Here is a 25187-nt window from a genome sequence, read left to right as displayed (position 1 = left end):
TGGTCAATGTTCCTCCCTGACTATTGATCGCTCGCATCGACGAGTGTGAGTCGGGGGGAAGGTCCGGTCCATGCCGCACATGTGCGGCATGGACCGATATTTATATGCGTGCAATCCTGCTGGTCCGGCCCGCGAACGACCTACGGTGGAGGCATGTTGGTTGCGTTTTCTGTGACGCCGCTCGGCGTGGGGGAATCGGTCGGGGACGCGGTGGCCGAGGCGGTGCGGGTGGTCCGGGAGTCGGGGCTGCCCAACCGTACGGATGCCATGTTCACCACCATCGAGGGTGAATGGGACGAGGTGATGGCCGTGGTCAAGCGGGCCGTGGATGTGGTGGCCGAGGCGGCGCCCCGGGTCAGCGTCGTGCTCAAGGCGGACATCCGGCCGGGCGTGACCGGCGCCCTGGACGCCAAGGTCGCCCACATCGAGCGCCGGCTGGCCGAGTGAGCGAAAGCGAGCCGGGCCGGGCCGAAAAGGCGAGCCGGAGCGAAAAGGCGAGACGCACGCTGGTCATGTGGGACATCGACCGGACGCTGCTGCACGGCGGCGGCGTCACGGCCCGGGCCTGGAAGGCGGCCTTCGCCGAGCTCACCGGCCTGGAGTGGCGCGAGACGCCGCAGTTCGGCGGCCGCACCGACCTGGACATCTGCGCCGAGGTCTTCCGGGTGCACGGCGTGACCGACCACACCGCGGAGTCCTTCTTCGACCTCTACCTCCGCCGGATCGAACACGACCGGCACCTGTTCGCCGAGCAGGGCGCGCTCATGCCGGGCGTCCGCGAGGTGCTGAGCCGGCTGGCCGCCGATCCGCGGATCGTGCAGACCCTGGTCACCGGCAATCTGGCGCCGGTGGCCCGGGCCAAGGTGGAGGCATTCGGGTTGCATGACGTCTTCGACGAGGAGATCGGCGGGTACGGCGGGGATCACGCCGTCCGCGCCACCCTGGTGCGGCGCAGCCTGGAACGGGCGCATGACAAGTACGCTGAACCGTTCCGGGCCGTGGTCGTGGGCGACACCGTCAACGACGTCGCCGCCGCGCTGGCCAACGACGTGGCCGTGGTCGGCGTGGCCACCGGCAGCACCACGGCGGCCGAACTCCACCACGCGGGCGCCCAAGCCGTTTTGCCCGATTTATCCGATGTGGACCACGCAGTGCGCACGATAGTGGGTTGAGCCGACATAATCCGACCCATGCCGATTGCCGCACCCTCCACCGATGATCTGGCGGAGATCGCCGAACTCGTTGTCACCTGGTCGGGGGTGGTCCTGGGCGGCTTCGCGCTGCTGATGGCGATCTTGACCGTGCTGTTCGTGGGCGCCGGCTTCTTCGGCGTCCGGGAGCTGCGATCGATCCGGCGAACCGGCGCCGACGCCCGGCGCGAGCTCGACCAGCAGAAGGCGATCGCCCAGGACGTGACGTCCAACACGAACCGGGCCATCAAGGCGGCCGAGGACCTCTCCGAGGAGGCGAACTCGCTGCTGGGACGGGCCCGGACCGCGGTCGACATGACCGAGGTGCAGACCGAGCAGGTACGCCAGCTCAGCGCCCGCCTCCAGGCCCAGATCCAGGAGCTCGACCAGCGGATGAACACCATGGTCGAGATGTCGTACCTGTTCAACCAGGGCGAGGAGGCCTACCACGAGGGCCAGTACGACAAGGCCGTCGAGTTCCTCCGCCGGGCGTTGCAGATCCAGCCGAAGAACGCCCGGGTCCGCTACCGCCTGGGCCGCGCGCTGACCAACCTGGGCCGGGACGACGAGGCCCTGACCGAGCTGACCACCGCCATGGCCGACGGGCACGACCCGGAGCACAGCGAGCGCGGGCTGGCCTGGCTGTTCCGGCACACCGACCCGGCGCGGGCCGACGAGCACGCCGAGCGGGCCCTTTCAGCGGCGCCGCGCAACGCCGCGAACTGGAACTGTGTCGGCCTGCTGCGCCGCGACCAGGAAGACTTCGACGGCGCGCGGAAGGCCCACCAGAAGGCGCACGACCTGGAGCCGAACACCATCACCACGCCGTTCTACCTGGCCCTGCTGGCCGCCCACGCGGGCCAGCCGGCCCGGGCCCAGCAGTGGTCGGAAGAGGCGGTGAACCTGCTCGACGTCGAGCGCCGGGCCCGGATCTTCAACATCTGGTCGGCGGTGATCCGGTGGAGCGACCTGGTTCTGCGGGACGAGCTGACCGAGGCCGACCGCTACGCCACCGAGCTGGTCGAGACCTGCCCGTCGCGGCGGCGGGCCCTGGAGATCAGCGGGCACATGCGGTTCCTGCTGCGGGCCCTCGACCACACCGACCTCGAGAACCGCTACCTGCACGGCCTCGAAACCAAATGGCGAACCCGCCGCAAGAATTAACCGGGCGCCACCGGGTTGGGCAGGGCCCCACCGAAGCGTCGGTCGCGGCTGGCGAAGATCTCGCACGCATACCAGAGGTGGCGGCGGTCGAAGTCGGGCCAGAGGGTGTCGAGGAAGACCATCTCGGCGTACGCGGACTGCCAGAGCAGGAAGTTCGACGTGCGTTGCTCGCCCGACGGACGCAGGAAGAGGTCAACGTCGGGCACCTCGGGGTGGTAGAGGTACTTGGCGATCGTCTTCTCGGTGATCTTGTCGGCCTTGAGCTTGCCGGCCGCCACGTCGCGGGCGATCGCGGCGGTCGCGTCGGCGATCTCGGCCTGCCCGCCGTAGTTGACGCAGAACTGCAGGGTCAGCGTGGAGTTGCCGCGCGACATCTCCTCGGCCGTCTCGAGCTCGCTGATCACGCTCTTCCACAACCGGCCGCGCCGGCCCGACCAGACCACCCGCACGCCCAGGTCGACGAGCTGGTCGCGGCGGCGCCGGATGACGTCACGGTTGAAGCCCATCAGGAACCGGACCTCGTCGGGCGACCGCTTCCAGTTCTCGGTCGAGAACGCGTACGCCGAAAGATAGGGAATGCCCAGCTCGACGGCGCCCTCGATGGCGTCGAACAGCGAGTGTTCGCCCTGCTCATGCCCCTTGGTGCGGGACAGCCCACGCTCCTTGGCCCAGCGACCGTTGCCGTCCATCACGACGGCGACGTGCTTGGGCAGCGCCTCGCGCGGGATCGCCGGGGGTGTGACCCCGGAGATGTGCGGGGTGGGCGGACGTGGGCTCACGGACTCTCCCGTCGATCGACCAGCGGCAACGAGCGCATCGCGCGCTCCATGTGCCATTGCAGATGTGCCGCCACCAGCCCGCTGCACTCGCGGCGGACCGGCGGCTCGGTGGCGTCGGCGACCGGCCAGTCGCCGGCGGTCAGGGCGGCCATCAGGCCGATGGTGGCGGGCGCCGGATGGGCGGCGCCGGGCGGGCGGCAGTCGGGGCAGACCGAGCCGCCGGCCGGGACGGAGAACGCGCCGTGCGGCCCGGGCTGGCCGCACACCGCGCACCCGATCAGCGCGGGCGCCCAGCCGGCCGTGGCCATCGCCCGCAGGAGGTAGGCGTCGAGCACCAGGGGACCGGCGTGTTCGCGGGCGGCCAGGGCCTTGAGCGCCCCCAGGGTCAGCTGGAACAGGCGCAGCGACGGCTCGCGCTCGATCGGGGTGAGCCGCTCGGCCGTCTCGGCGATGGCACTGGCCGCGGTGTAGCGCGGGTAGTCGACCAGGAACTCCTTGCCGTACAGCGCGACCGCCTCGACCTGGCTCACCGATTGGAGCGTGCTGGTGCCGACGCCCTCGGGCGACCCGGCCAGTTGCAGGTCGACGTGGCCGAACGGCTCGAGCCGGGCCCCGAAGCGCGACATCGTGCGGCGTACTCCTCGGGCCACCGCCCGCAACCGGCCGTGACGGCGGGTCAGCAGCGTGATGATCCGGTCGCTCTCGCCGAGTTTCTGCACACGCAGGACCACCGCGTCGTCGCGGTAGAGATGGCGTCGATATCCGGCGGGCACGGTGAACATTGTGCCCGCCCGGTACGACAACCCTGACGCCGTATCAGGGTCAGGTGGGTGATGAAACTGATGGCGTCCCCGATCCGGCCCGTCATAGCGTCTGTGACATGACGTCGACTCTGTCCCGCCACCCCGGATTTCGCCGCGCCGGGGCCGCCACTCTGATCGCGGCGGTGGCCGCCACCGCCCTCACCGGTTGCGGCGGGGTCGGCGCCCAGCTGACCTTCAACGACGTCGAGAAGGCCAAGGTCACCGACATCGTGGTCACCGGCGACAGCGGCGACGTGCTGATCCGCACCAAGCCGTCGGTCACCGAGACCCAGATCAACCGCATCGTGCACCGCAACTCCGACCCGGGCGCGTCGTACCACCTGGAGGGTTCGACCCTGACCATCGACACCAAGTGCGGGGTCAACTGCCGGGTGTCGTACGACATCACCGCGCCCGTGGGCGTCAAGGTGCGCGGCTCGCTGGGCTCGGGCGACGTCGGCCTGACCGGGGTGGCCGCGGTCGACCTGACCCTCGACTCGGGCAACCTCATGGTCAGCGAGGTCAAGGGCGACGTGGCGGTCAAGGCCGACTCGGGCGACGTCGCCATCAGCGACGTCACCGGCAAGGTCACGGCCTCGGTCGACTCCGGCAACGTACGCGCCATCAAGATCGCCGGCGGGCCGGTCAACCTGCGGGCCGACTCCGGCGACGTGGACGTCGAGGCCGTCCAGGCGATGTCGGTGACCGCCACGGCCGACAGCGGCAACGTGATGGCCCGGGTGCCGGCCGGCACCTACTCGATCGTCACCCGCGCCTCGTCCGGTGAGGAGCAGATCGAGGGCCCCGGCCTGGTCAACGACCAGAACGCCAAGTTCAAGCTGGTGATGTCGGCCGACAGCGGCGACGTGACGCTCACCTCCCTGCCCTCGGACGACGGCAGCACGCACGTGATTCCGCTGGTTCCCGACGCCCCGGAGGCGCCCACACCCGGTCGGACGTCATGATCTGTGCATGACCGCGTTCTATCTCCCGCTGGGTGACGACCGCTACGAGCCGACCGACTTCACCGAGAGCCCCTGGGACCCGCGCATGCAGCACGGCGGCCCACCGGCGGCCCTGCTCGCGCACGCCATGGCGCCCGGTGACGGACAACGGCTGACCCGGCTCTCCGTCGACTTCCTCGGCCCGATCCCCCGCCGACCGCTCGCGGTCGAGGTGACGCCGATCAAGCCGGGCCGGCTGACCTCGCTGGTCGAGGCCCGGATGGTGATCGACGACAAGGTCGCGGTGGTGGCCCGGGGCTGGCACATCGCGACCGGCCCGAAGCCGTCCGTGGTCACACCCGGTGAGGCACAACCGGCGATCCCGGCGACCACCGACGACAGCATGGACTTCTTCGGGTACGGCCGGGCGACCGACTGGCGCGGCCTGGGCGGGCGGGTCCTCTCGGCCGAGGGCCGCGGCGACGTGTGGACCCGGGTCAACCACCCGCTGATCGCCGGCGTGGACCTGACCGGCGTGGCCCGCACGCTGATCGTGGCCGACGCCGCAAACGGCCTCTCGACCAACTTCGACCTGCACGAGTGGCTGAGCATCCCGCCCGGCATGGCGACCACGTTCCTGCGCCCGCCGGCCGGCGAGTGGGTGCGGCTGGCCGCGCGGTCGGACGTCACCGAGGACGGCATCGGCCTGTGCACCGGCGACCTGTTCGACCAGAACGGACGGATCGCGCAGGTCACCCAACCGCTGCTGGTTCGGAAGCGGTGAAGTCGGCCCGGTCGCGTGAGCGCCGGGACAGCCAGATGAACGGCAGCGCGAGCGCCGAGATCACGGCGGAGATGCCGAACGAGGCCGGGTAGCCCCACACGTCGGCCGAGCGGCCCAGGCCGGGCTGCGCGATCGCCCCGCCGGTCGAGGACATCAGCGAGTCGAAGGAGAGCAGGGTGGCCCGCTGCCGGGAGGGGATCATCCCGTTCAGGTACGCCTGACGCACCGGCATCAGGGCCGCGCTGGACAGCGCCCAGACCACGATCAGCAGCAGCGCGACCCAGAACACCTGGATCACCGCGAACAGCGCCACCACGATCACGCCGACCACCGACATGGCCAGGATCATCCCGGTGCGGCGGTGGAACAGCGGGCGCAGCCGCGGGCCGAGCAGGCCACCGCCGATCTGGGCGGCGGCCATCACCGCGGCGCCGAGACCGGCGACGCCGTACGCGGTGTCGTCGCCCCACAGGTTGAGCAGGTGGGGCTGGAGCGCGTACCCGACGTAGATGCCGATGCCCCCGGTGCAGACCGAGGCGATCATCAGCCACCGGACCGGACGCGCCCGCAGGCCGTACCGGGCCGAGTCGCCGGCGATGCGGCGTACCTCGGTGGCGAAGCCCTGACTCCGATCGGGCGTGAACCCCAGGTCGCGCATCAGCACCGCCGCCACCACGAACACCACCACGAGCACCGCGGCCCGCGCGACGTACGGCGCACCCAGCCCCAGCCACTGCGCGAGGTAACCGCCGCCGCCCGCGCCGAGCAGCATTCCCCCGCCCATGAACACCTGGGCCCGGGCGAACACCGAGTCGAGTTCGCCCTGATAGCCGGTGGCCCGCAACGCGTCGACCAGCCAGGCTTCGGTCGCGCCGGAGAAGAAGGTGAAGCCCAGCCCGAGCAGCACCGACGAGACCGCCCAGGCCCAGAACGGTCCCTCGATCACCCACAACCACAGGTAGAGCCCGGTCGTGACGGCCAGCGTGATCGTGCCGAGCAGATAGGACGCCCGGCGCCCCCACGAGTCGGCGACGATGCCGGTCGGCACCTCGAACAGCACCATCCCGGCGGTGAAGAACGCGTTAGCGGCGAACGCCTCGAAGTTGTTCAACCCGGCGTCGAGCAGGAAGATCGTATTGACGCCCCAGATGAGCGACGCGGCGAGAGTGTTGCCGAACCCGAGCACGTAGTACGTGCGACGGACCTGGGCGGCCGTGGACGTCATGCCGTTCATCCTGACCCTTGAGTACGACATCCGCGGGCACCAGCGTCACGCGCCGCCCGGCGGCCAGATCTTCCACCCAGCCGAAGGCCAGCGTGGCCAGACCCAGCAGCGACAGCACCACGGCCATCCGCCAGGCGTCGCCGGTCCAGCCGCGCACCGGCCAGCCCGCCGCCTCACCGGCGTGGGTCATCGCCACGATGATCGGCACGTGCCACAGGTAGATCGTCAGCGCCCGCGCGTTCAGCACGGTCACCGGGCGCCACGCCGGGATCGACGGCGAGAAGCGCAGCAGGACCAGGATCAGCGCCAGCGACCACAGCCCGTTGCCCAGCGGGATGTCGTTCAGGTCGTACCCCCGCGGCCCTGGATGGGTGACCACCCACACCGCCGCGGCCGCCGCAGCCGCCGCGGCCACCCACAGCAGCCGGCGGTCCCGCAGCTTGCCGTCGTGGTGGGCGAAGCCGATCAGCCACGCGCCGCCGTAGAGAGCCAGGTCGCGCAGGAGCGGCGGATGCACGGTCAGCCCGAGCAGCTGGGTGACGATCAGCGCGGCGTACGGCGTCGCGATCGTGACCAGCGGGAACTTCCGGTACAGCGGCAGCAGGATGGGCGAGAGCAGCACGAACCACAGGAAGTCACGCAGGTACCACATGGCGCTCAGGGCCTCGAGCCACGTGCCACCGGCCGGCGGGTCCTCCAGCGGGAAGAACCACATCAGCAGCTTCCAGTCCCAGGCCAGCCCGTCGATCATCATGGCCGGGACGGCGATCGCGGACAGCACCCAGACCGAGGGCAACAGCCGGCGCAGCCGCTTCTCGACGGCGAACGGACCCATCCGGTCGAGCGAGGCGGCCATCATCGAGCCGCCGAGCGCGAACATGATCGGCATCGCCGGGAACAGAACGGTCAACGCCGGCAATCCGGTGACGTGGTAGACGACCACCCGGACGACAGCCGCGGCACGGAGCAGATCCAGGTAGCGGTTGCGCACGGAACTAAGCCCTACCCAAACTTCGCGGCGGCTACAAACGGGCGTGAGAAGACCCACAATCCCGACATACAGCTGGGTTAATCAGAAACCGAGCTTACGCAGCTGCTTCGGGTCACGTTGCCACTCCTTGGCCACCCGCACGTGCAGATCGAGATACACCCGGCGGCCGAGCAGCGTCTCGATCTCGAGCCGGGCCCGGGTGCCCACGTCCTTCAGCCGCGCCCCGCGCGTGCCGATCACGATCGACTTCTGGCTGTCCCGCTCGACATAGAGGTCGGCGAAGATCCGGACCAGGTTGCCCTCCTCCTGCATCTCCTCGACCAGAACCGCGATCGAGTGCGGCAGCTCGTCGCGCACACCCTCCAACGCCGCCTCGCGGATCAGCTCGGCGATCAGCACCTGCTCGGGCTCGTCGGTCAGCATGTCGTCCGGGTACAGCTGCGGCGATTCGGGCAGATGCCCCACGATCACGTCGACCAGCGTCTCGACCTGGTGCCCGGACACCGCGCTCACCGGCACGATCTGCGCGAAGTCGTACAACTCGCTCACCGCTAGCAGATGTTGGGCCAGGGTCTGCTGATCGACCAGGTCGACCTTGGTCACCACGGCGATCACCACGGCCTTGAGCTCGGCGATCTCGGCCGAGATGAACCGGTCGCCACGCCCGATCGGCTCGTCCGCCGGCAGGCAGACGCCGATCACGTCGACCTCGCTCCACGTCTCTTTGACCAGGTCGTTCAGCCGCTCGCCGAGCAGCGTGCGCGGCCGGTGCAGGCCGGGCGTGTCGACCAGCACGAGCTGTGAGTCGGGCCGATGCAGGATGCCCCGGATCACATGCCGGGTGGTCTGCGGCTTGCTCGACGTGATCGCGATCTTCTGCCCGATGATCGCGTTGGTCAGCGTCGACTTGCCGGCGTTCGGCCGCCCGACAAAACACGCGAAACCCGCGCGATAGACGTCGGCCACGGCTTCCTGCCGCGCCACCGCCTTGTGCTGGTGCTGCTTACCCCGATGGGTACGCCCGGCGGCCGAGCCGCTTGCCTCGGTGCTGCCCGCCTTGCGGTGCCGGGGCTTGCGCACGCTGCCCTTCTTGGCCCCGCTGGAGCCCGTGGTGCCACGCTCGTCGGTCACGTGGTGACCGTTCCCAGCAAGGACCCGCCCGGACCGGCCACGTGGATCGGCGCGTCGGCCGACAGGTCACGCACCGCGGCCCGGCCCAGCTCGTCCAGCGTCGCCGCCTCGGTCACCACCGCCGCCGCCTCCAGCTTCGTCGCGCCCGCGGCGGCCGCCGAGGCCACCGCCAGCTGCAACGCGGTCACCGCGAGGCTCGGCAGGGCCACGCTCGCCGCCGCATACGTGCGGCCGTCCTGGTCGCGTACCGCCGCACCCTCTTCAGCGCCCACCCGCGCGCGTGAGCCGCGCGCCAGGGTGACCAGCTTCTGGTCCTCCGCGGTCAGGTCCGCGGTCGCGGGCGGGATGACTGCCTCAGGCATCAGCGTGTTGCCTCTCCTCGGTCTCTTCGTCGGCCGCGCCTTCCGGCACAGCCCGGTTGACCAGCACCGAGTCGATCCGGTTACGACGCCCGGTGGTGCCCTCGGCGGTCAGGTGCAGGCCGTTCACGTTCACCTCGGCGCCCGGTATCGGCACCCGGCCCAGCGCCTGCGCGAGCAGGCCACCGACCGTCTCGACGTCGTCGGCGGGCAGTTCCACCCCGAAGATCTCACCGAGGTCTTCGATCGGCAGCCGCGCGGTCACCCGCACCGCGCCGTCGTCCAGCGTCTCCACCGGCGGGCGCTCGACATCGTACTCATCGGTGATCTCGCCGACGATCTCCTCGAGGATGTCCTCGATCGTCACCAGGCCGGCCGTCCCACCGTACTCGTCCACGACGATCACCAGGTGGTTGCGGGCCGCCTGCATCTCGGAGAGCAGATCGTCGACCGGCTTGGACTCGGGCACGAACGTCGCCGCCCGCATCAGCTCGGCCACCGCCGCCTCGGACGCCGCCGGGTCGCCGTTCTGCGTACGCCGCACCACGTCCTTGAGATAAAGCACGCCGAGCACGTCGTCGACGCTCTCGCCGATCACCGGGATCCGCGAGAAACCCGACCGCAGGAACAGGTAGAGCGCCTGTTGCAAGGTCTTGCCACTCTCGATCCACACCATCTCGGTGCGGGGCACCATCACCTCGCGGACGATCGTGTCACCCAGCGCGAACACCGAGTGGATCATCTCGCGCTCGCCGTGCTCGACCACACCGCGCTGCTCGGCCAGGTCGACCAGCTCCCGCAGCTCGACCTGACTGCCGAACGGCCCCTCCGGGAAGCCCTTGCCCGGCGTCACCGCGTTACCGATCAGGATCAGCAGCGAGGCCAGCGGGTTGAACACCCGGCCGATCCAGCGCACCAGCGGCGCCGCGGCCCTGCCCACCGCGTACGCGTGCTGCCGCCCCAGCGTCCGCGGCGCCACGCCGACCACAACGAACGACACCACCGTCATCGCGCCCGCGGTCACCAGCGCGGCCCGCCAGCCGGCGCCGTACGTGTCCACACAGACCAGCGCCACCAGCGTGGTCGCGGTCAGCTCGCACAGCAGCCGCAGCAGGAGCAGCAGATTGAGGTGGCGCACCACGTCACCGGCCACCGCGGCCAGCGCCGCCGCGCCACGCTGCCCCTCCCGGGCCATCTCGGCCGCGCGGGCCGGCGACACGGTGGCCAGCGCCGCATCGGTCATCGAGGCCAGCCCGGCCAGGAAGACCAGCACCACCGCGTAGATCAGCAGTTGCAGGTCGGGTAGTCCGCCGTCCATCGGAATCAGCCGGCCTGGCGAGCGGACCGCCAGCTTTGGAGCAGCCTGGCCTGCAACGCGAACATCTCGCGTTCCTCCTCGGGCTCGGCGTGGTCGTAGCCGAGCAGATGAAGCACCCCGTGCACGGTGAGCAGATGGAGCTCGTCGGCCGGCGTGTGCTCAGCGGCGACCGCCTGCTTGGCCGCCACCTCGGGGGCCAGCACGATGTCGCCGAGCAGCGCCGGCTCACCGGCGCCGGCCTCACCCGGCCCGTGGTCGACGCTGCCCTCGTCCATCGGGAAGGCGAGCACATCGGTCGGACCGTCGCTACCCATCCAGCGATGGTTGAGCTCGGTCATGTAGTCGATGTCGACAAGCAGGATGGACAGCTCGGCGAGCGGGTTCACACCCATCTCGTCCAGGGCGTGGCGGGCCACCGCCAGGATCGCGTCGGTGTCGACCTCGACTCCCGACTCGTTGGCGATCTCGATGGACATAGTGGTGCTTCTCATCCCCTGAACTAGCGTCGCCGCCCGGCGCGGCCGCCCCCGGCGGCCCGGCCCGGAACGGCCCGGACTTGCTGTGCGCTCTCTTGCTCCTGCGCCTCGTCGAAGCGCTGGTAGGCGTCGACGATCTCGGCCACCAGCCGGTGTCGCACCACATCGGAGCTGGACAACTCGGCGAAGTGCACATCGTCGACGTTGCGCAGGATCTCTCGCACCACCCGCAGCCCACTGGACGTGCCGCCCGGCAGGTCGACCTGCGTGACGTCACCGGTGACCACGATCTTCGCCCCGAACCCGAGCCGGGTCAGAAACATCTTCATCTGCTCGGGCGTCGTGTTCTGAGCCTCATCCAGAATGATGAACGCGTCGTTGAGAGTGTTGTGGGTGACGATCAGATCGTCGGTGACGTACAGCGAGTCTGGCGCCGCCACCTGGATGCAGACCGTCTCCTCCTCGCCCAGCGGCTCGATCTCGTGAATGAACCGCATCGGACGACCGCCGCCGGTGGCGTTGTAGTGCGCCTGCTTGCGCTCCAGCCGGAACGGCTCGAGGCCGGCCGGCAGCCGGATGTCCATCACGAACGCGTCGTGCCGGTGGTGCACGTCACGGCCACGGGCGAGACCGGGCCGGCGCCCCAGCGCGGCACGCCGCCGGACGTAGGCGACACCACCGAGCGACCGCACCAGGAAGAGCACGTCGTCGCGAAGCTGCTCGGAGGACGTGGAGTACTGCACCCGGCAGGCGCGACCGCGCTGGGTCACCGGACCGCCGTCACTGTCGAACAGTCCTTGGAGCAACGCGAGTCGTACCGCGGCGCGGTTGAACTTGTAGACCTCGGGGACGAACTTCGTGTTCGACCTGGTGCCGGCGAGGTCGAGCTGACGCAGGATCGCGGTGACCGGATTCGCCGTGATCACACCGCCCCGGCCCCCACCGCCCGCTCGGCGAAGGATGTAGTCGACCTCGTTCTTGCGGGTCAGCTCGACGCCCGGCAGCGCGGCGTCCAGCGCCCCGGCCAGCTCGGGGTCGGCGGTGGTGAACGACGGCGTGGTGGCGGTGGTCAGGCAGCCGTCGCCGAGCAGGAGCCCGAGCGCGTACGGGTCCATCGGCACGTCCTGCCCGACGAACTCAACCGGCTCGACCAATGGCAACTCGTACCGGTGGACGTGTCCGCGGCGCAGGTTGCCGATCATCTCCTGGGTCTCGAGCGTGCGGGACGGACGGCCGTGGCTCCGGTCGTCCGGCGTACGCACCGTCCAGAGGTGTTCGCCACAGGCGATCGTCGAGGCACCGTCCTGCGTGGTGACCCGGTAGACCTGCTTGCGCCCCTGCGGGTAGACACCGAGCACCGGTGTGGGCAGGCCGTCGGAGCCGGTGACCAGGTCACCGGCCGCCAGATCGCCGATCGCGCGCCAGCCGTCCGGGGTCAGCACCTTCGCCGCGAGCGGCTGCGCCCGGCCACGCATGTAGGCCAAGGGGGCGACCTCGATCGTGCCGTTCTGCATCAGGCGCGGGATCGACTCGGGGTCGAGCATGTCGTGCAGCGCGTCGTACAGCGGCCGCAGGTAAGGGTCGATCTTCTCGTTCAGCGTGCCGGGCAGGAAGCCCAGCCGCTCGCCCGCCTCGACCGCCGGCCGGGTCAGGATGATGCGGTTGACCGCCTTGGCCTGGAGCGCCTGCACGGCCTTGGCCATGGCGAGGTAGGTCTTGCCGGTGCCGGCGGGGCCGATGCCGAAGACGATGGTGTTCTCGTCGATGGCGTCGACGTAGCGCTTCTGGCCCAGCGTCTTGGGGCGGATGGTGCGCCCGCGCCGGGAGAGGATGTTGAGCGTCAGCACCTCGGCCGGGCGCTCGGACGTGTTCTGCTCGAGCATCGTGGCGGTCCGCCGGACCGCGTCGACGGTCAGCGTCTCACCCTTCTCGATCAGCTCGATGAGCTCCGAGAAAAGACGCTCCGCGGTCGCGTTGTCGGCCGGCGAGCCGGTCACCGTGATCTCGTTGCCGCGGACGTGGACATCGCTGGCGAGGGTGCGCTCGATCAGGCGCAGGATCTCGTCCTTGGCGCCGAGCAGGTTCACCATGATCTTCGGGTCGGCGACCGAGATCTTGGTCTGCACCCGCGCCGCGCCGGACGCGCTCGACGTGTGGTCGGTGCTGGTCATAGGGGCGGCCCCGAGGACCTACGCCACCTGCTTCCTGTCTTGCGCCGTAAGGACCGCCCCATCGTATCCGTTCCGCGCCCGTGCCGCCGACACCATTACGGGTGCTCGCCGTGGCTGACCGGGAGCCCGTCGAAGGCTTCCTGGACGCGGGTGAAGCGATAGGTCGCCCAGTGCATCCGGACGATCACACCGTGTTCGTCCCGGGTGATCCGGAGCAGTTCGCCGGCCTCCCGTCCGGACACCGTCCGCAGCACGTCGGGGTCGTCGGGCGACGGCTCGAACACGGCCGGCGGGCGGTCGGCCGGCGCGTCACCGGCGCGCGCCTGCAGGGTGCCGTCGTGCCAGGAGAACTCGTACGGGAAGCCCTCGCCCCACCACCGGCCGAGCACCGGCTGGTAGCGCTCCGGGGCGGGCTCGCCGATCCGCCACGGCTTGATCTCGGCCGGGTCGAGCTCGGTGGCCAGGCGCAGCAGGTCGTGCGGCAGCTCGGCGATCTCCATGGCGGTGCCGGACGACGCGAGCACGGCACAGCCGAGCGCCCCCGGGTTGCCGTCGCCACCCCGCCGGCCGTAGACGGCGGAGAGGAACCCGGGCATGGCGCCGTCGTGGCCGACGTGCAGGATCCGCTTGCCGGCCGGCTGGAGGATCAGCCCCAGCCCGAAGCCGTAGACCCAGAGCTGCTCGTCGGTGGTGGTCAGCGGCCAGCGCATCTCGTCGACCGTGGCCGCCGCGAGCACCTTGCCGTCCGGGTCGACGATCTGCGGGTCGGCCAGGAACGCGGCCCACGTCGCCATGTCGGCGGCGGTGCTCCAGAGCTGGGCCGCGGGCGCCGCGCCGGCCATGTCGGTGACCGGTTCCGGGCGGGCGGCGTCCGAGTAGGCGTCGACCAGCCAGCCGACCACGGCGTCCTCGGTCGGGTGGTAGCTGGTCGAGGCCAGCCCGAGCGGCGTCAGCACCCGGTCGCTGAGCACCTCGAACCAGCTGCCGCCGCGCAGCCGGGCGACCATCTGCCCGAGCACGCCCAGCGCGAGGTTGGAGTAGTGGTAGCGGCGCGCGTTGGGCAGCACCCGCTCGGCCCGCTCGATCTCGGCGATCATCCGGTCGGCGGACGGCATCTCGAGCATGTCCCACACGTCGCCGTGCGGCTCACGCTGGAAGCCGGCGGTGTGCGAGAGCAGCCGGCGGATCGTGGCGTCGCCGTGCGCGGGCAGGTCGAGGTGCTTGCCGACCGGGTCGTCCAGGTCGAGCAGCCCGTCGTCGCGGGCCTGCATGATCAGCACCGCGGTGAAGGTCTTGGTCACCGAGCCGATCCGGAACCGGGAGCCGGCGTCCAGCGGCCGGGCCGGGTCGCCGGACTCGCCGACGGTGCAGGTCCAGAGGCCGCGGTCGGCCCGGTGCACGGCGACCGACAGGGCGGGCACGCGCGCCGCGGCCTGGACCTTGCGGGCCTCCCGCTCGTAGCGGTTCTCGGCCGCGGTCACGCGATGCTCAGCATGGGCCCGAGCGGCGTACCGCCGAGAACGTGACCGTGCGCGTGGAACACTTCCTGCCCCGCGTACCCCCCGGAATTGAAGATCAACCGGAACCCGTCGCCGCGCACTCCCTCGGCGTCGGCCACCGCCCCCGCCGCGGCCAGCACGTCGGCGGCGAGCGCGGGGTCGGCGGCGGCGAGCGCGGCCACGTCGGCGTGGTGAGCCTTGGGGATCACCAGCACGTGCACGGGCGCCTTGGGGTCGATGTCCCGGAAAGCGAGCGTCGTCCCGGTCTCGTGCACGACCGTGGCCGGGATCTCCCCCGCGACAATCCGGCAGAACAGGCAGTTGTCCACCGGGAGATCGTAATCGGGATCGGTTGGCCGACCCCGCCCAAAATCAAGATCAAGAACTTCATGTCGTAGCCGGGTGGGTGGTTCAGACCGTCGCTCCCGCCGAGGCCGGGCGCGCGGCTCCAAGGCCGTGACCGGCCAGAACAGAGCCGCCCACCCTTCATTCTGCGTGCGTGGTCACTCTCGCTTTGGTCGCCGCGCCTGTGGACAACGCCGAAAATCGTCCCACGCGTCGGCTACATTCCTGCCCACCCACAAGGGCGGGGGCGGCGGCGGTGCGGCGGTGGCAATCTCAAGATCAACGGCGTCGCTCAGGCCCTAAGCTCCCGGAATGACATCACGAGCGGTCCTGGTGACCGGGTCTTCGCGGGGTTTGGGGCGGGCGATCGCTCAGCGGTTCGCGGCGGGCGGCGATCGGGTGGCGGTGCATCACCGGGCCACCCGCGCCCAGGCCGAGCAGCTGGTTTCGGAACTGCCGGGCGACGGGCACGTGATCGTGCAGGCCGACATGGCCGAGCCGGAGGCCGTGCGGGCGATGGTGGACGCCGCCGCGGACGGCCTGGGTGGGCTGGACGTGCTGGTCAACAATGCTGGAATCTTCGGGTCGCCGCCGGCCGTGCCGGTTCTCGAGGCCGGCTACGACGAGTGGCGGGAGATGTGGCGGCGCACCTTCGACGTGAACCTGTTCGGGGCGGCCAACGCCTGCTGGGCGGCCGTGCAGCACATGCGGGCCGGGGGCGGCCGGATCATCAACGTGTCGTCGCGCGGGGCGTTCCGGGGTGAGCCGGAGCAGCCGGCCTACGGCGCGTCGAAGGCGGCCATGAACTCGATGGGCCAGTCCCTGGCCGTGGCCCTGGCCCACCTCGGCATCGCGGTGGGCACGGTGGCGCCCGGCTTCATCGAGACCGACATGACCAACGAGCACCTCAAGGCCGAGCGGGGCGCCGCGATCCGGTCGCAGAGCCCGTTCGGCCGGGTCGCCCAGCCCGACGAGGTGGCCGCCGCCGTGCACTGGCTCGCCTCGCCGGAGGCCGTGTGGGCCTCCGGCGCGATCATCGACATGAACGGCGCGTCCTACCTGCGCACCTGAGGCCGGCTGCTCCCCTGCCGGAGGCCGGCGGCTTGTTCAGCCCGAGGACGGCTGCTTGTTTCGCCTGCGCCGGCTCACGCCCCGACGGTGAGGGAGACGACCAGGCGCGGGTCGTCGAGGGCATGCGCGGCGACGATCTCGTAGTCGCCCGCGACCGTGTGCCAGCCGCCGTCCGCCCAGGTCTGGAACGTGCGCTCGGGCAGGTCGACGCGGGCGGTCACGCTCTCGTCCGGGTGGGCGGTCACCGTCGCGAAGCCGGCCAGCCATTCCGCCGGGCGTTCGTCGTCCGGTGCGGCCGGGCGCACGTACACCTGGATGACCTCGCGCCCCTCCCGCGCGCCGGTGTTGGTCACGGTGATCTCCGCCGTGCCGTCGACGACGCGCAGCGCCTCGTAACTCCACGTGGTGTAGCCGAGCCCGTGCCCGAACGCGTAGTGCGGCTCCCGCGAGGCCCGTTGCCACGCTCGGTAACCGACGAAGACGCCTTCGTCATAGGACACGACCCCGCCCTGCGGGGTGACGTCGAGGACCGGGCAGTCCTCGGCGCGGCGCGGCCAGGTCGTCGGCAGGCGGCCGCCCGGCTCGAGCACGCCGAGCAGCACGTCGGCCAGCGCCGCGCCCGCCTCCTGCCCCGGGAACCAGGTCAGCACGACCGCGGCCACGTCATCGGCCCACGGCAGCAGCACCGGCGCGCCCGCGTTGACCACCACGACCGTGCGCGGATTGGCCGCCGCCACCCGCCGGACCAGCTCGTCCTGGGTGCCGGGCAGGGCCAGCGAGGTGCGGTCGAAGCCCTCCGACTCGACCTGCTCGGTGGTGCCCACCACGACGATCGCGACGTCCGAGCCGGCCGCCAGCGCCGCCGCCTCGGTGATCATCTCGGCCGCGTCCGGGCCGGGCGGCCGGTGCCCGAGCGTGGTCGAGACGGTGTGCGCCATCCCGGCCGGAATGATCTGGGTCAAGATCACTTCGACGGGTACGCCGGCCGCCAGCGTCACGGCGGCCCGATGTTCCCGCGGTGACAGCAGCAGCTCGCCACGCTCCGTACCCTCGGCATGAAGCGCGCCCCGATAAACCTCGCGCTCACCCACCGTGAGAACAAAGGTGCCGAAGCCCGATACCGCGAACACGTGCTCGCCGTCCACGGCCGGGGTGAACGTGCCGGCGATGGTGAGCCCGTCGACGTCCGCCGGGTCGAGCCGCCCCGGCAGGTCCCCGATCCAGCGCAGCGCCGCCTCACCCACCGCGAAGTCGTACTTCCCGGCCAGGTCGACCCGCAGCCCCGTCCATTCCGGACCACGTGCCGGCGGCAGGAAGGGCCGCGGGTCGGCGCCGGTGGCGTACGCCACGTCCACACCCGACAGCGACCGCCCGATGCCTTCCAGCGGCGAGATCACATGCGGCGGGGTCACCGTGGCGCTGCCGCCACCGAGCACCCGGGCGTCCAGGGCCAGCGCCCCGATCACCGCGACCCGGGTCAGCGCGGCCGGCTCCAGCGGCAACGTGAAGTCCTCGTTCCGCACCAGCACGAACGACCGGGCCGCCACCTCGTGCGCGACCGCCGACCCGTCGAGCTCCGGCCATTCACCCGAGGGCGGCGGGCCCAGCGCACCGACGCGGGCGGCGAGACGAAGCACCCGGCGTACCTTGGCATCGATCTCTTCCTCGGGAACCAGCCCGGCGCGCACCGCCTCGACCAACGCCTCGCCCCACGGGTTCTGCATGGCCGGCATGGCGATGTCGAGCCCGCCCAGCGCCGCACCCACCGTGTCCCGGGCCGCCCGCCAGTCCGACACGACGATCCCGTCAAAACCCCATTCGTCCTTGAGTACGCGCTGCTGAAGCTCCGCGTGCGACGACATCGGCGACCCGTTGACGCCGTTGTAGGCCGACATCACACCCCAGCCACCCGCGCGCACCACCCGCTCGAACGGCGGCAGATAGACCTCACGCAGCGCCCGCTCGGAGATCCGCACGTCCACGGTCATCCGCTCGGTCTCGAAGTCGTTGCCGACCAGATGCTTGACCGTCGTGCCCACCCCGAGCGACTGCACGCCCGTCACGAAGGCCGCGGCGATCTCGCCCGTGAGCAGCGGATCTTCCGAGAAACACTCGAAGTGCCGGCCGTTGAGCGGCGTCCGGTGCAGGTTCACGGTCGGCGCGAGCAGCAGATGCACCCCCTTGCGCCGGGACTCCTGCCCGAGCAGGCGCCCGGCCCGCTCGACCAGCTCCGGGTCCCAGGTGGCGGCCAGCGCGGTCGGGCTGGGCAGCGCCACCGACGGATCCTCGGGCGCCCACCCCGTGCCCCGGACCCCCACCGGCCCGTCCGACATCACCAGCGACCGCAACCCGATCCGCGCTATCTCCGGCAGCGACCAGAAGTCCTGCCCTCCGAGCAACGACACTTTTTCCTCGAGGGACAGCTCACTGATCAATTCATCCACGCCTCGATCATTTCATCTTGATCGCCGGGGCGGCGGGTTGCAGGCTGGGACAATGCTGTTTCGGCAGGACGCGCTGGACCGGATCCGCGACGGACGGGTGTCGGTGGTCTTCCGGCGCTGGGAGCGCGCCCGGGTCCGCGCCGGCAGCCGGCTGCGCACCATGATCGGCGTCGTCGAGGTGCGCGCCGTCTCGGTGATCAAGCGGATCTCCGCCGCCGACGCCCGGGCGGCCGGCTACCCGAACGCCCGGTCAGCCCTGGCCGACCTGCCCCAGAAGGCGGGCGACGTCTACCGGATCGAGGTGGCGTACGCCGGCGACGACCCCCGCGTGGCCCTGCGGGAGACGGCGGACCTCCCCGACGACGAGTGGGCGACCCTGATCACGCGGCTCGACCGGATGGACACCACCGGCGCGCGCGGCCCATGGACGAGGCGGGTGCTGGCCGTGATAGCCACCCATCCCGGGACACGGGCCGGTGACCTGTGGTCCGACCTCGGCTATCCGGACATGCTGACCTTCAAGCGCGACGTACGCCGCCTGAAAGAACTAGGCCTGACCGAGAGCCTCCCCGTCGGCTACCGGCTCTCCCCCCGCGGCGCCGCGGCCTGGGCCCGGATGCCCGAAAGCCGAAGCCCCAACCCGTAGTCGATCCCGCTCGCCTACCAGCGCCCCATCCGCGCCGACAGCACCGAGATCGCCGCGACCCCGGCCGTGCTGGTCCGCAGCACCGCCTCGCCCAACCGCACCGGCACCGCCCCCGCGGCCACGAACGCGTCGATCTCAGCGTCGGTGATGCCGCCCTCCGGCCCCACCACCAGCGCGATCTCCCCCTCAGACGGCAGCTCAGCCGCGGTGAGCGGCGACGTCGCGTCCTCATGCAGCACAAACGCCGCCGCCGCGGCCGACAAGCGGGCGGCGACCTGCGACGTTCCCAGATCTGGCGCCCCGGAGACGACCGGCAGCCACGGCCGGCGGGACTGCTTGGCCGCCTCGCGCGCCGTCGCCGCCCACTTGGCCTGGGCCTTCGCGCCTCGGTCGCCGCGCCACTGGGTGACGCAGCGGGAGGCGGACCAGGGGATGATCTCGTCGACGCCGACCTCGGTCATCGCCTGGACGGCCAGTTCGCCGCGGTCGCCCTTGGGGATGCCCTGGATGACGGTGAGCGACGGGGTGGGGGCGGGGACGAAGGTCGGCGGGGACAGGTGGAGGACGACGCTGCCCTTGGCCACGGAGGTGACCGTGGCGGCGATGGAACCGCCGCGGCCGTCGGACAGGGTGACGGGCGCGCCGGGGCGGACGCGCTGGACGTCCGCCGCGTGGTGGCCTTCAGGGCCGTCGAGCGTGAAGGAAGGACCCGTCGGCAGCTCGGCGACGAGGAACAGGGACGCCGACATCAGTGGCCGTTGAAGGCGTCCCGCATCCGGGAGAAGAAGCCGCCCTGTTTGCTGAGCTCGGCCACGTCTTCGCCGCGGGTCTTGGCGAAGTCGCGCAGCATCCGCTCCTGGTCGGAGGTCAGCTTGGTCGGCGTCTTCACGTCGAGGTGCACGAACAGGTCGCCGCGGCCCTGGCCGCGCAGGTGGGGGACGCCCTTGCCGCGGATGCGGAGCGTGCTGGCGGGCTGGGTGCCCTGCTTGACCTCGATGGACTCTTCGCTGTCGAGCGTCTTGATGGTCAGGCGGGTGCCGAGCGCGGCCGCGGTCATCGGGAGGGTGACCCGGCAGTGCAGGTCGTCGCCCTTGCGGCTGTAGACGTCGTGCGGCCGCTCGTGGATCTCCACGTACAGGTCGCCGGCCGTGCCGCCGCCGGGACCGACCTCGCCCTGCTGGGCCAGGCGGATCCGCATGCCGTCCTCGACCCCGGCGGGGATCTTGACCGTCAGGCTGCGGCGGGTACGGATACGCCCGTCGCCCGCGCACGTCGGGCACGGCGACGGGATGACCGTGCCGTGACCCTGGCAGACCTGGCAGGGGCGGGACGACACGACCTGCCCGAGGAAGGTGCGCTGAACGCTCTGCACCTCGCCCCGGCCGGCGCACGTCTCGCAGGTGGCCAGGTGGGTGCCGGGCGCGGTGCCGGCGCCGGAGCACTGGGTGCACAGCACGGCGGTGTCGACCGTGATCGGCGCCTCGACCCCGAACGCGGTCTCCTGCAGTTCCAGCTCGAGGCGGAGGATCGCGTCGGCCCCGGGACGGGTACGCGGCCGCGGGCCCCGCGACGCGCCACCGGCGGCGGTGCCGAAGAAGGCATCCATGATGTCCTGGAAACCGACGAACGGTCCGGCCCCGGGCCCACCCGGGCCGGCGCCACCGCCCCCGGGCGCCAAGGGGTCACCGCCGAGGTCGACGATCTGCCGCTTCTGGTCGTCGGAGAGGACCTCGTAGGCGGCGTTGATGTCCTTGAACTTCTCGTGCGCCTCCGGGTCCGGGTTCACATCCGGGTGGTACTGGCGAGCCAGCTTGCGGTAGGCGCGCTTGATCTCGTCATCGGTGGCATCCCGGCCGATGCCGAGAATTCCGTAGTAGTCCTTCGCCACGGGCTTTGGAGTCCTCAATGTTCGCGCAGATCCATCAATTCTGGGCCAGCAAGTCGCCAAGGTACCTTGCCACTGCACGCACGGTGGCGATGTTGCCGGGGTAGTCCATGCGGGTCGGCCCGAGCACACCGAGCCCACCGATGATGGTGCCGCCCGGGCCGTACCCGGTGCTCACCACCGAGGCCGACCGCAGGTTGTCGATCTCGTTCTCGTCGCCGATCCGGACCCGGGTGGTGCTGGGCTCGACCTCGCCGATCAGCTTGAGCAGGATGACCTCCTCCTCGAGCGCCTCCAGCACGGGCCGGAGCGAACCCTGGAAGTCAAGCATGCCGCCGCGCGTCAGGTTGGCCGTACCGGCCAGCATCAGACGTTCCTCGGAGCGCTCGACCAGTGTCTCGAGCAGCACGGTGGCCAGGCAGGCCATCGTGCTACGGCGTTCCGGCGCACAGTCGTCGACCAGCGCCTGCACGAGCGGCGGCGTGTCGGCGAGCCGCTGCCCGGCGAGTTTCTCGTTGACCTTGCGCCGCAGCTCGGTGACGTCGTCGGCGGCGATCGGGCCGGGCATCTCGACCAGGCGCTGCTCGACGCGGCCGGTGTCGGCGATCATCACCAGCATGACGCGGGTGGTGGAGATCGGGACAAGCTCGAGATGGCGTACGGAGGAGCGCGCCAGGCTCGGGTACTGCACCACGGCCACCTGGCGGGTGAGCTGGGCCAGCAGCCGCACCGTGCGGTGCACGACGTCGTCGAGGTCGACCGGGTTGGCCAGGAAACGCTCGATGGCCCGCCGCTCGGCCGGGCTGAGCGCCTTGATCCGGGACAGCCGGTCGACGAAGAGGCGGTAGCCGGCGTCGGTCGGCACCCGGCCGGCGCTGGTGTGCGGCTGCCGGATGTAGCCCTCTTCCTCGAGCACCGCCATGTCGTTTCGCACGGTGGCCGGGGAGACGCCGAGCTGGTGACGCTCGACCAGGGCCTTGCTGCCGACCGGTTCCTGGGTGGCGACATAGTCTTCGACGATGGCGCGGAGGACGTCGAGTTTGCGGTCATCGAGACTCATCTGACCCCTCCCCCGCTCGTTGGCACTCCTGATCGGCGAGTGCCAGTCTACGTCGCCACTCGCCGCCGCGCGATGATCGCACCCACGGCGGTTGGTCTCGACTACGTTGAGCTGCGGTCCTACCGTGTCAGCCATGACTGAACCGCCTCGTCCGCCGGGTGACGGAAATCCGTACGACCCGACGACGCCGCTCAACCCATATCCGGGTAACGAGCCGACCTCCGGATCGGCCCCGCCTCCGCCTCCGACGCCGCCGACGTACGGCTCGCCGCAGCCGCCGACCTACGGCTCCCCGCCACCGTCCTCCGGCGCCGGTGGATACGGCCCGCCGCCCAGCTCAGGGGCGGGTGGGTACGGTCCGCCGCCGTCCTCCGGCGCCGGTGGCTACGGCCCGCCGCCCGGCTCGGGCGCGGGGGGCTACGGCGCGCCCCCGCCCGATCCCGGCTACGGCCAGCCCGGGGCCTACGGCCAGCCCGGTGGTTACGGGCAGCCCGGCTACGGCGCGGCCGGCGCCGGTCCCGCCCCGGTCGGCTATGCCAACAATGACGAGAAGACCTGGGCCCTCGTCGCCCATTTCGGTGGCATCCTCGTCGGCTTCATCGCGCCGCTGGTGGCGATGTTGGCCAAGGGCAACGAGTCGCCGACCGTCCGCGCGCACTCGGTCGAGGCGCTGAACTTCCAGATCACCTGGGGCATCGCCACGATCGTCGCCTCGATCCTGGCGGCGTGCACGGTGGGCATCCTGTTCTTCCTGCCGATGATCACCTGGGTGGTCGTCATCGTGTTCTCGATCATCGCGGGCATGAAGGCGAACGAGGGTCAGCTCTACCACTACCCGGCCACGTTCCGGATGGTCAAGTAACGAGGTCGCGTACCACGGCGTCGGCCAGGAGCCGCCCGCGAAGGGTGAGTTCGAGCCGGCCGGCGCCGTAGGCCGCCGCGTCGAGCAGGCCGTCGCCGAGGAACCGCGCGGTCACCGACGGGTCGAGCCCGGCCAGCGGCATGCCGTCGCGCAGCCGCACGCGCAGCATCACATCTTCCATGCGCTGGTCCGAGGCGGTGAGGATCTCCCGGCCGTGTCCGGGCGAGTCGCCGTCGGCGAGCTTCCGGGCGTACGCGGACGGGTGTTTGACGTTCCACCACCGGACGCCGCCGACGTGGCTGTGTGCGCCCGGGCCGGCGCCCCACCAGTCGCCACCGGTCCAGTAGAGCATGTTGTGGGCGCAGCGGGCGGCCGGGCCGGACGCCCAGTTGGACACCTCGTACCAGGTCAGACCGGCCGCGGCGAGCCGCTGGTCGGCGGCCAGGTAGCGGTCGGCGGCCACGTCGTCGTCGGGGTAGGGCAGGTCGCCGCGGCGCATCCGGGCGGCCAGCCGGGTGCCGTCCTCGACGATCAGGGCGTACGCGCTGACATGGTCGACGCCGGCCGCGACCACCGTGTCGAGCGACCGGGCGAAGTCGTCCGCGGTCTCCCCCGGCGTGCCGTAGATCAGGTCGAGGTTGACGTGCTCGAACCCGGCCTCGCGGGCCTCGGTCGCGGCCTCGGGCGCGCGCCCGGCGGTGTGCCGGCGGTCGAGCACGGCCAGCACGTGTGGTGAGGCCGACTGCATGCCCAGCGAGATGCGCGTGAAGCCGGCCCGGCGCAGCGCCCGCAGCGAGCCGGGGGTGACCGACTCGGGGTTGGCCTCGGTGGTGATCTCGGCGCCCGGCGCGAGTCCCCAGGTGGCGTCGATCGCGTCGAGCACCCGGGCCAGGTCGCCGGGGTCGAGCAGGGTGGGCGTGCCGCCGCCGACGAACACGGTGTCCACCCGCCGGGGGCTGACCACCTTGCCGGCCAGGCGGAACTCGGCCAGCACCGCGTCCAGGTAACCCTCCTGGCTCGCCTCGGTCGAGGTGTACGTGTTGAAGTCGCAGTAGCCGCAGCGGCTGGCGCAGAACGGCACGTGGACATAGACCCCGAATCCGTTTTGTCCGGCTCCGGCGGCGACATCGTCGGGCAGCGACCCGTCGGCGGGGACGGGCTCACCCTCGGGCAGCGGACCAGGCATCCGTCAAGTGTGCACCGCCGCCGATAGGGTCTCCGCATGGAGCTGGTCCACACCTCGACGTCCGCCGGGATCACCACGCTGACCCTGGACAGCCCGGCCAACCGCAACGCGCTGTCCAGCACGCTGATGTCCGAGCTGCTCGACGCGCTGGCGACCGTGCTCACCGACGCCTCCGCCCGCGCCGTGGTGCTCACCCACACCGGCCCGGTCTTCTGCGCCGGCGCCGACCTGAAGGAGACCCAGCAGGTCACCTCCGGCCGCGGTCGGCTGCCGGCCGAGATGATGTCCGATCTGCTCGCGGCCATCTGGGAGTTCCCCAAGCCGGTCGTCGCGCGGGTCGGTGGTCCGGCTCGGGCCGGCGGGCTCGGCCTGATCGCGGCGGCGGACATCGCGGTGTGTACGCGGGACGCGACGTTCGCCTTCACCGAGGTGCGTCTCGGGGTGATCCCGGCCGTGATCAGCGCCACCGTGCTGCCCCGGCTGGCCCCTCGCGCCGCGGCCGAGCTCTACCTCACCGGCGACACCTTCGACGGGGCCCGCGCGGCCGAGATCGGCCTGGTCACGGCGGCGGTGCCGGCCGACGAGCTGGACGACACCGTGGCCCGCTACTGCGACTCGCTGGTCCGCGGCGGTCCGCTCGCGCTGGCCGGGACCAAGCAGATTCTGCGGCGTACGCCGGCCGAGTCCGTCCGCGCCGATCTCGCCGACCTGGCCGCCAGGTCGGCCGGATACTTCAAGTCCGAGGAGGGTCGCGAGGGCGTGGCGGCGTACCGCGAGAAGCGGCCGGCCGCGTGGATCCCGCAGTGACCATCTCCTGATGCGCTCGTTGTCTACGCTTGGCGTCCGTCAGCGAG

General features: G+C 71.3%; 24 protein-coding genes and 3 pseudogenes. 9 read left to right on the top strand and 18 right to left on the bottom strand.

Translation table 11 applies throughout. From position 1 onward, the window contains the following. Nucleotides 1-153: 153 nt before the first annotated feature. The 3 genes from AB0O15_RS20710 to AB0O15_RS20700 are packed head-to-tail and all read left to right on the top strand — an operon-like array spanning nt 154 to nt 2354. The gene (locus tag AB0O15_RS20710; RefSeq protein WP_364320627.1) at nt 154-447 is read left to right on the top strand and encodes an MTH1187 family thiamine-binding protein; all 294 of its coding nucleotides are present in this window, start codon (nt 154-156) and stop codon (nt 445-447) included. Next, complete coding sequence (locus AB0O15_RS20705) at nt 444-1172, top strand: HAD family hydrolase (protein WP_364320625.1); 729 nt, start codon at nt 444-446, stop codon at nt 1170-1172. The genes AB0O15_RS20710 and AB0O15_RS20705 overlap by 4 nt, the downstream gene beginning before the upstream one ends. A gap of 18 nt (nt 1173-1190) precedes the next feature. Next, complete coding sequence (locus tag AB0O15_RS20700; protein WP_364320623.1) at nt 1191-2354, top strand: tetratricopeptide repeat protein; 1164 nt, start codon at nt 1191-1193, stop codon at nt 2352-2354. On the opposite strand, the gene AB0O15_RS20695 is transcribed toward AB0O15_RS20700, so the two are convergent. Further along, nucleotides 2351-3190, bottom strand: a complete 840-nt coding sequence (locus tag AB0O15_RS20695; RefSeq protein WP_364320621.1) for an isoprenyl transferase — start codon at nt 3188-3190, stop codon at nt 2351-2353. The genes AB0O15_RS20700 and AB0O15_RS20695 overlap by 4 nt on opposite strands. Continuing rightward, on the bottom strand, nt 3130-3915 hold the full coding sequence (gene recO, locus AB0O15_RS20690) for a DNA repair protein RecO (protein ID WP_364320619.1): 786 nt from the start codon (nt 3913-3915) through the stop codon (nt 3130-3132). The genes AB0O15_RS20695 and recO overlap by 61 nt, the downstream gene beginning before the upstream one ends. Before the next feature lie 98 nt (nt 3916-4013). On the opposite strand from recO, the gene AB0O15_RS20685 reads away from it, so the two are divergent. Together AB0O15_RS20685 and AB0O15_RS20680 are read left to right on the top strand one after the other, a co-directional pair. Beyond that, nucleotides 4014-4901, top strand: coding sequence for a DUF4097 family beta strand repeat-containing protein (locus tag AB0O15_RS20685; RefSeq protein ID WP_364320617.1), 888 nt, complete (start codon nt 4014-4016; stop codon nt 4899-4901). A 7-nt stretch (nt 4902-4908) separates the two neighbouring features. Next, a complete protein-coding gene (locus AB0O15_RS20680; RefSeq protein ID WP_364320615.1) occupies nt 4909-5664 on the top strand; it encodes a thioesterase family protein in 756 nt (251 codons plus the stop codon). Here the strand turns inward: AB0O15_RS20680 and AB0O15_RS20675 are convergent. From AB0O15_RS20675 to AB0O15_RS20625, 11 genes and pseudogenes are all read right to left on the bottom strand, one after another. Next, complete coding sequence (locus tag AB0O15_RS20675; RefSeq protein ID WP_364321287.1) at nt 5633-6850, bottom strand: MFS transporter; 1218 nt, start codon at nt 6848-6850, stop codon at nt 5633-5635. The two genes, AB0O15_RS20680 and AB0O15_RS20675, sit on opposite strands and share 32 nt — an antisense overlap. Then, a complete protein-coding gene (locus AB0O15_RS20670) occupies nt 6747-7880 on the bottom strand; it encodes an acyltransferase (RefSeq protein ID WP_364320613.1) in 1134 nt (377 codons plus the stop codon). Before AB0O15_RS20670 ends, AB0O15_RS20675 begins: the two co-directional genes overlap by 104 nt. A gap of 81 nt (nt 7881-7961) precedes the next feature. Continuing rightward, nucleotides 7962-8846, bottom strand: coding sequence for a GTPase Era (gene era / locus AB0O15_RS20665; RefSeq protein WP_364321284.1), 885 nt, complete (start codon nt 8844-8846; stop codon nt 7962-7964). 161 nt (nt 8847-9007) lie between these two features. Continuing rightward, on the bottom strand, nt 9008-9373 hold the full coding sequence (locus AB0O15_RS20660) for a cytidine deaminase (RefSeq protein ID WP_364320611.1): 366 nt from the start codon (nt 9371-9373) through the stop codon (nt 9008-9010). Next, nucleotides 9366-10688 (bottom strand): hemolysin family protein, encoded by a 1323-nt coding sequence (locus tag AB0O15_RS20655; protein ID WP_364320609.1) that lies wholly within the window; start codon nt 10686-10688, stop codon nt 9366-9368. Before AB0O15_RS20655 ends, AB0O15_RS20660 begins: the two co-directional genes overlap by 8 nt. Nucleotides 10689-10693: 5 nt before the next feature. Then, entirely contained in the window at nt 10694-11164 is a 471-nt protein-coding gene (gene ybeY / locus AB0O15_RS20650) for an rRNA maturation RNase YbeY (RefSeq protein WP_364320607.1), read from the bottom strand. Nucleotides 11165-11187: 23 nt separating this feature from the next. Next, a pseudogene (locus AB0O15_RS20645) lies at nt 11188-11550 on the bottom strand (PhoH family protein); the annotation flags it as partial. Between the two features lie 279 nt (nt 11551-11829). Continuing rightward, nucleotides 11830-12279: pseudogene (locus AB0O15_RS20640) on the bottom strand (LAGLIDADG family homing endonuclease); the annotation flags it as partial. Between the two features lie 348 nt (nt 12280-12627). After that, nucleotides 12628-13335, bottom strand: a pseudogene (locus tag AB0O15_RS20635) (PhoH family protein); the annotation flags it as partial. Between the two features lie 95 nt (nt 13336-13430). After that, nucleotides 13431-14816, bottom strand: coding sequence for a serine hydrolase domain-containing protein (locus AB0O15_RS20630; protein WP_364320605.1), 1386 nt, complete (start codon nt 14814-14816; stop codon nt 13431-13433). Further along, complete coding sequence (locus AB0O15_RS20625) at nt 14813-15163, bottom strand: HIT domain-containing protein (RefSeq protein WP_364320603.1); 351 nt, start codon at nt 15161-15163, stop codon at nt 14813-14815. Before AB0O15_RS20625 ends, AB0O15_RS20630 begins: the two co-directional genes overlap by 4 nt. Before the next feature lie 328 nt (nt 15164-15491). On the opposite strand from AB0O15_RS20625, the gene AB0O15_RS20620 reads away from it, so the two are divergent. Beyond that, a complete protein-coding gene (locus tag AB0O15_RS20620) occupies nt 15492-16250 on the top strand; it encodes an SDR family oxidoreductase (protein WP_364320601.1) in 759 nt (252 codons plus the stop codon). A 74-nt stretch (nt 16251-16324) separates the two neighbouring features. Here the strand turns inward: AB0O15_RS20620 and AB0O15_RS20615 are convergent, their stop codons facing one another. Next, nucleotides 16325-18694 carry a glycoside hydrolase family 3 C-terminal domain-containing protein gene (locus tag AB0O15_RS20615; protein ID WP_364320599.1) on the bottom strand — a complete coding sequence of 790 codons (2370 nt, stop codon included), beginning with the start codon at nt 18692-18694 and terminating at the stop codon, nt 16325-16327. A gap of 52 nt (nt 18695-18746) precedes the next feature. Here AB0O15_RS20615 and AB0O15_RS20610 point away from each other — a divergent pair, with 52 nt between their 5' ends. After that, nucleotides 18747-19340: a hypothetical protein gene (locus AB0O15_RS20610; protein WP_364320597.1), complete on the top strand. Its 594-nt coding sequence runs from the start codon at nt 18747-18749 to the stop codon at nt 19338-19340. Nucleotides 19341-19354: 14 nt separating this feature from the next. On the opposite strand, the gene AB0O15_RS20605 is transcribed toward AB0O15_RS20610, so the two are convergent. From AB0O15_RS20605 to hrcA, 3 genes are read right to left on the bottom strand one after another with little or no spacing between them, the layout of a single operon-like run. After that, nucleotides 19355-20089 (bottom strand): 16S rRNA (uracil(1498)-N(3))-methyltransferase, encoded by a 735-nt coding sequence (locus tag AB0O15_RS20605; protein WP_364320595.1) that lies wholly within the window; start codon nt 20087-20089, stop codon nt 19355-19357. Beyond that, complete coding sequence (gene dnaJ, locus AB0O15_RS20600) at nt 20089-21228, bottom strand: molecular chaperone DnaJ (protein ID WP_364320593.1); 1140 nt, start codon at nt 21226-21228, stop codon at nt 20089-20091. Before dnaJ ends, AB0O15_RS20605 begins: the two co-directional genes overlap by 1 nt. A gap of 34 nt (nt 21229-21262) precedes the next feature. Next, a complete protein-coding gene (gene hrcA / locus AB0O15_RS20595) occupies nt 21263-22285 on the bottom strand; it encodes a heat-inducible transcriptional repressor HrcA (protein ID WP_364320591.1) in 1023 nt (340 codons plus the stop codon). 133 nt (nt 22286-22418) lie between these two features. On the opposite strand from hrcA, the gene AB0O15_RS20590 reads away from it, so the two are divergent. Continuing rightward, nucleotides 22419-23147 carry a DUF4870 domain-containing protein gene (locus tag AB0O15_RS20590; RefSeq protein ID WP_364320589.1) on the top strand — a complete coding sequence of 243 codons (729 nt, stop codon included), beginning with the start codon at nt 22419-22421 and terminating at the stop codon, nt 23145-23147. On the opposite strand, the gene hemW is transcribed toward AB0O15_RS20590, so the two are convergent. Next, a complete protein-coding gene (gene hemW / locus AB0O15_RS20585; RefSeq protein ID WP_364320587.1) occupies nt 23140-24333 on the bottom strand; it encodes a radical SAM family heme chaperone HemW in 1194 nt (397 codons plus the stop codon). The genes AB0O15_RS20590 and hemW overlap by 8 nt on opposite strands. Before the next feature lie 36 nt (nt 24334-24369). Between hemW and AB0O15_RS20580 the strand changes: the two genes are divergently transcribed. Continuing rightward, entirely contained in the window at nt 24370-25140 is a 771-nt protein-coding gene (locus AB0O15_RS20580) for an enoyl-CoA hydratase-related protein (protein WP_364320585.1), read from the top strand. Nucleotides 25141-25187 lie beyond the last annotated feature (47 nt).

Origin of the sequence: Actinoplanes sp. NPDC089786, from assembly GCF_040684855.1 — a bacterium.
GTDB lineage: Bacteria > Actinomycetota > Actinomycetes > Mycobacteriales > Micromonosporaceae > Actinoplanes.
The sequence above is the reverse complement of the archived record's forward strand: the minus strand, read 5'-3'. Positions and strand labels throughout refer to the sequence as shown.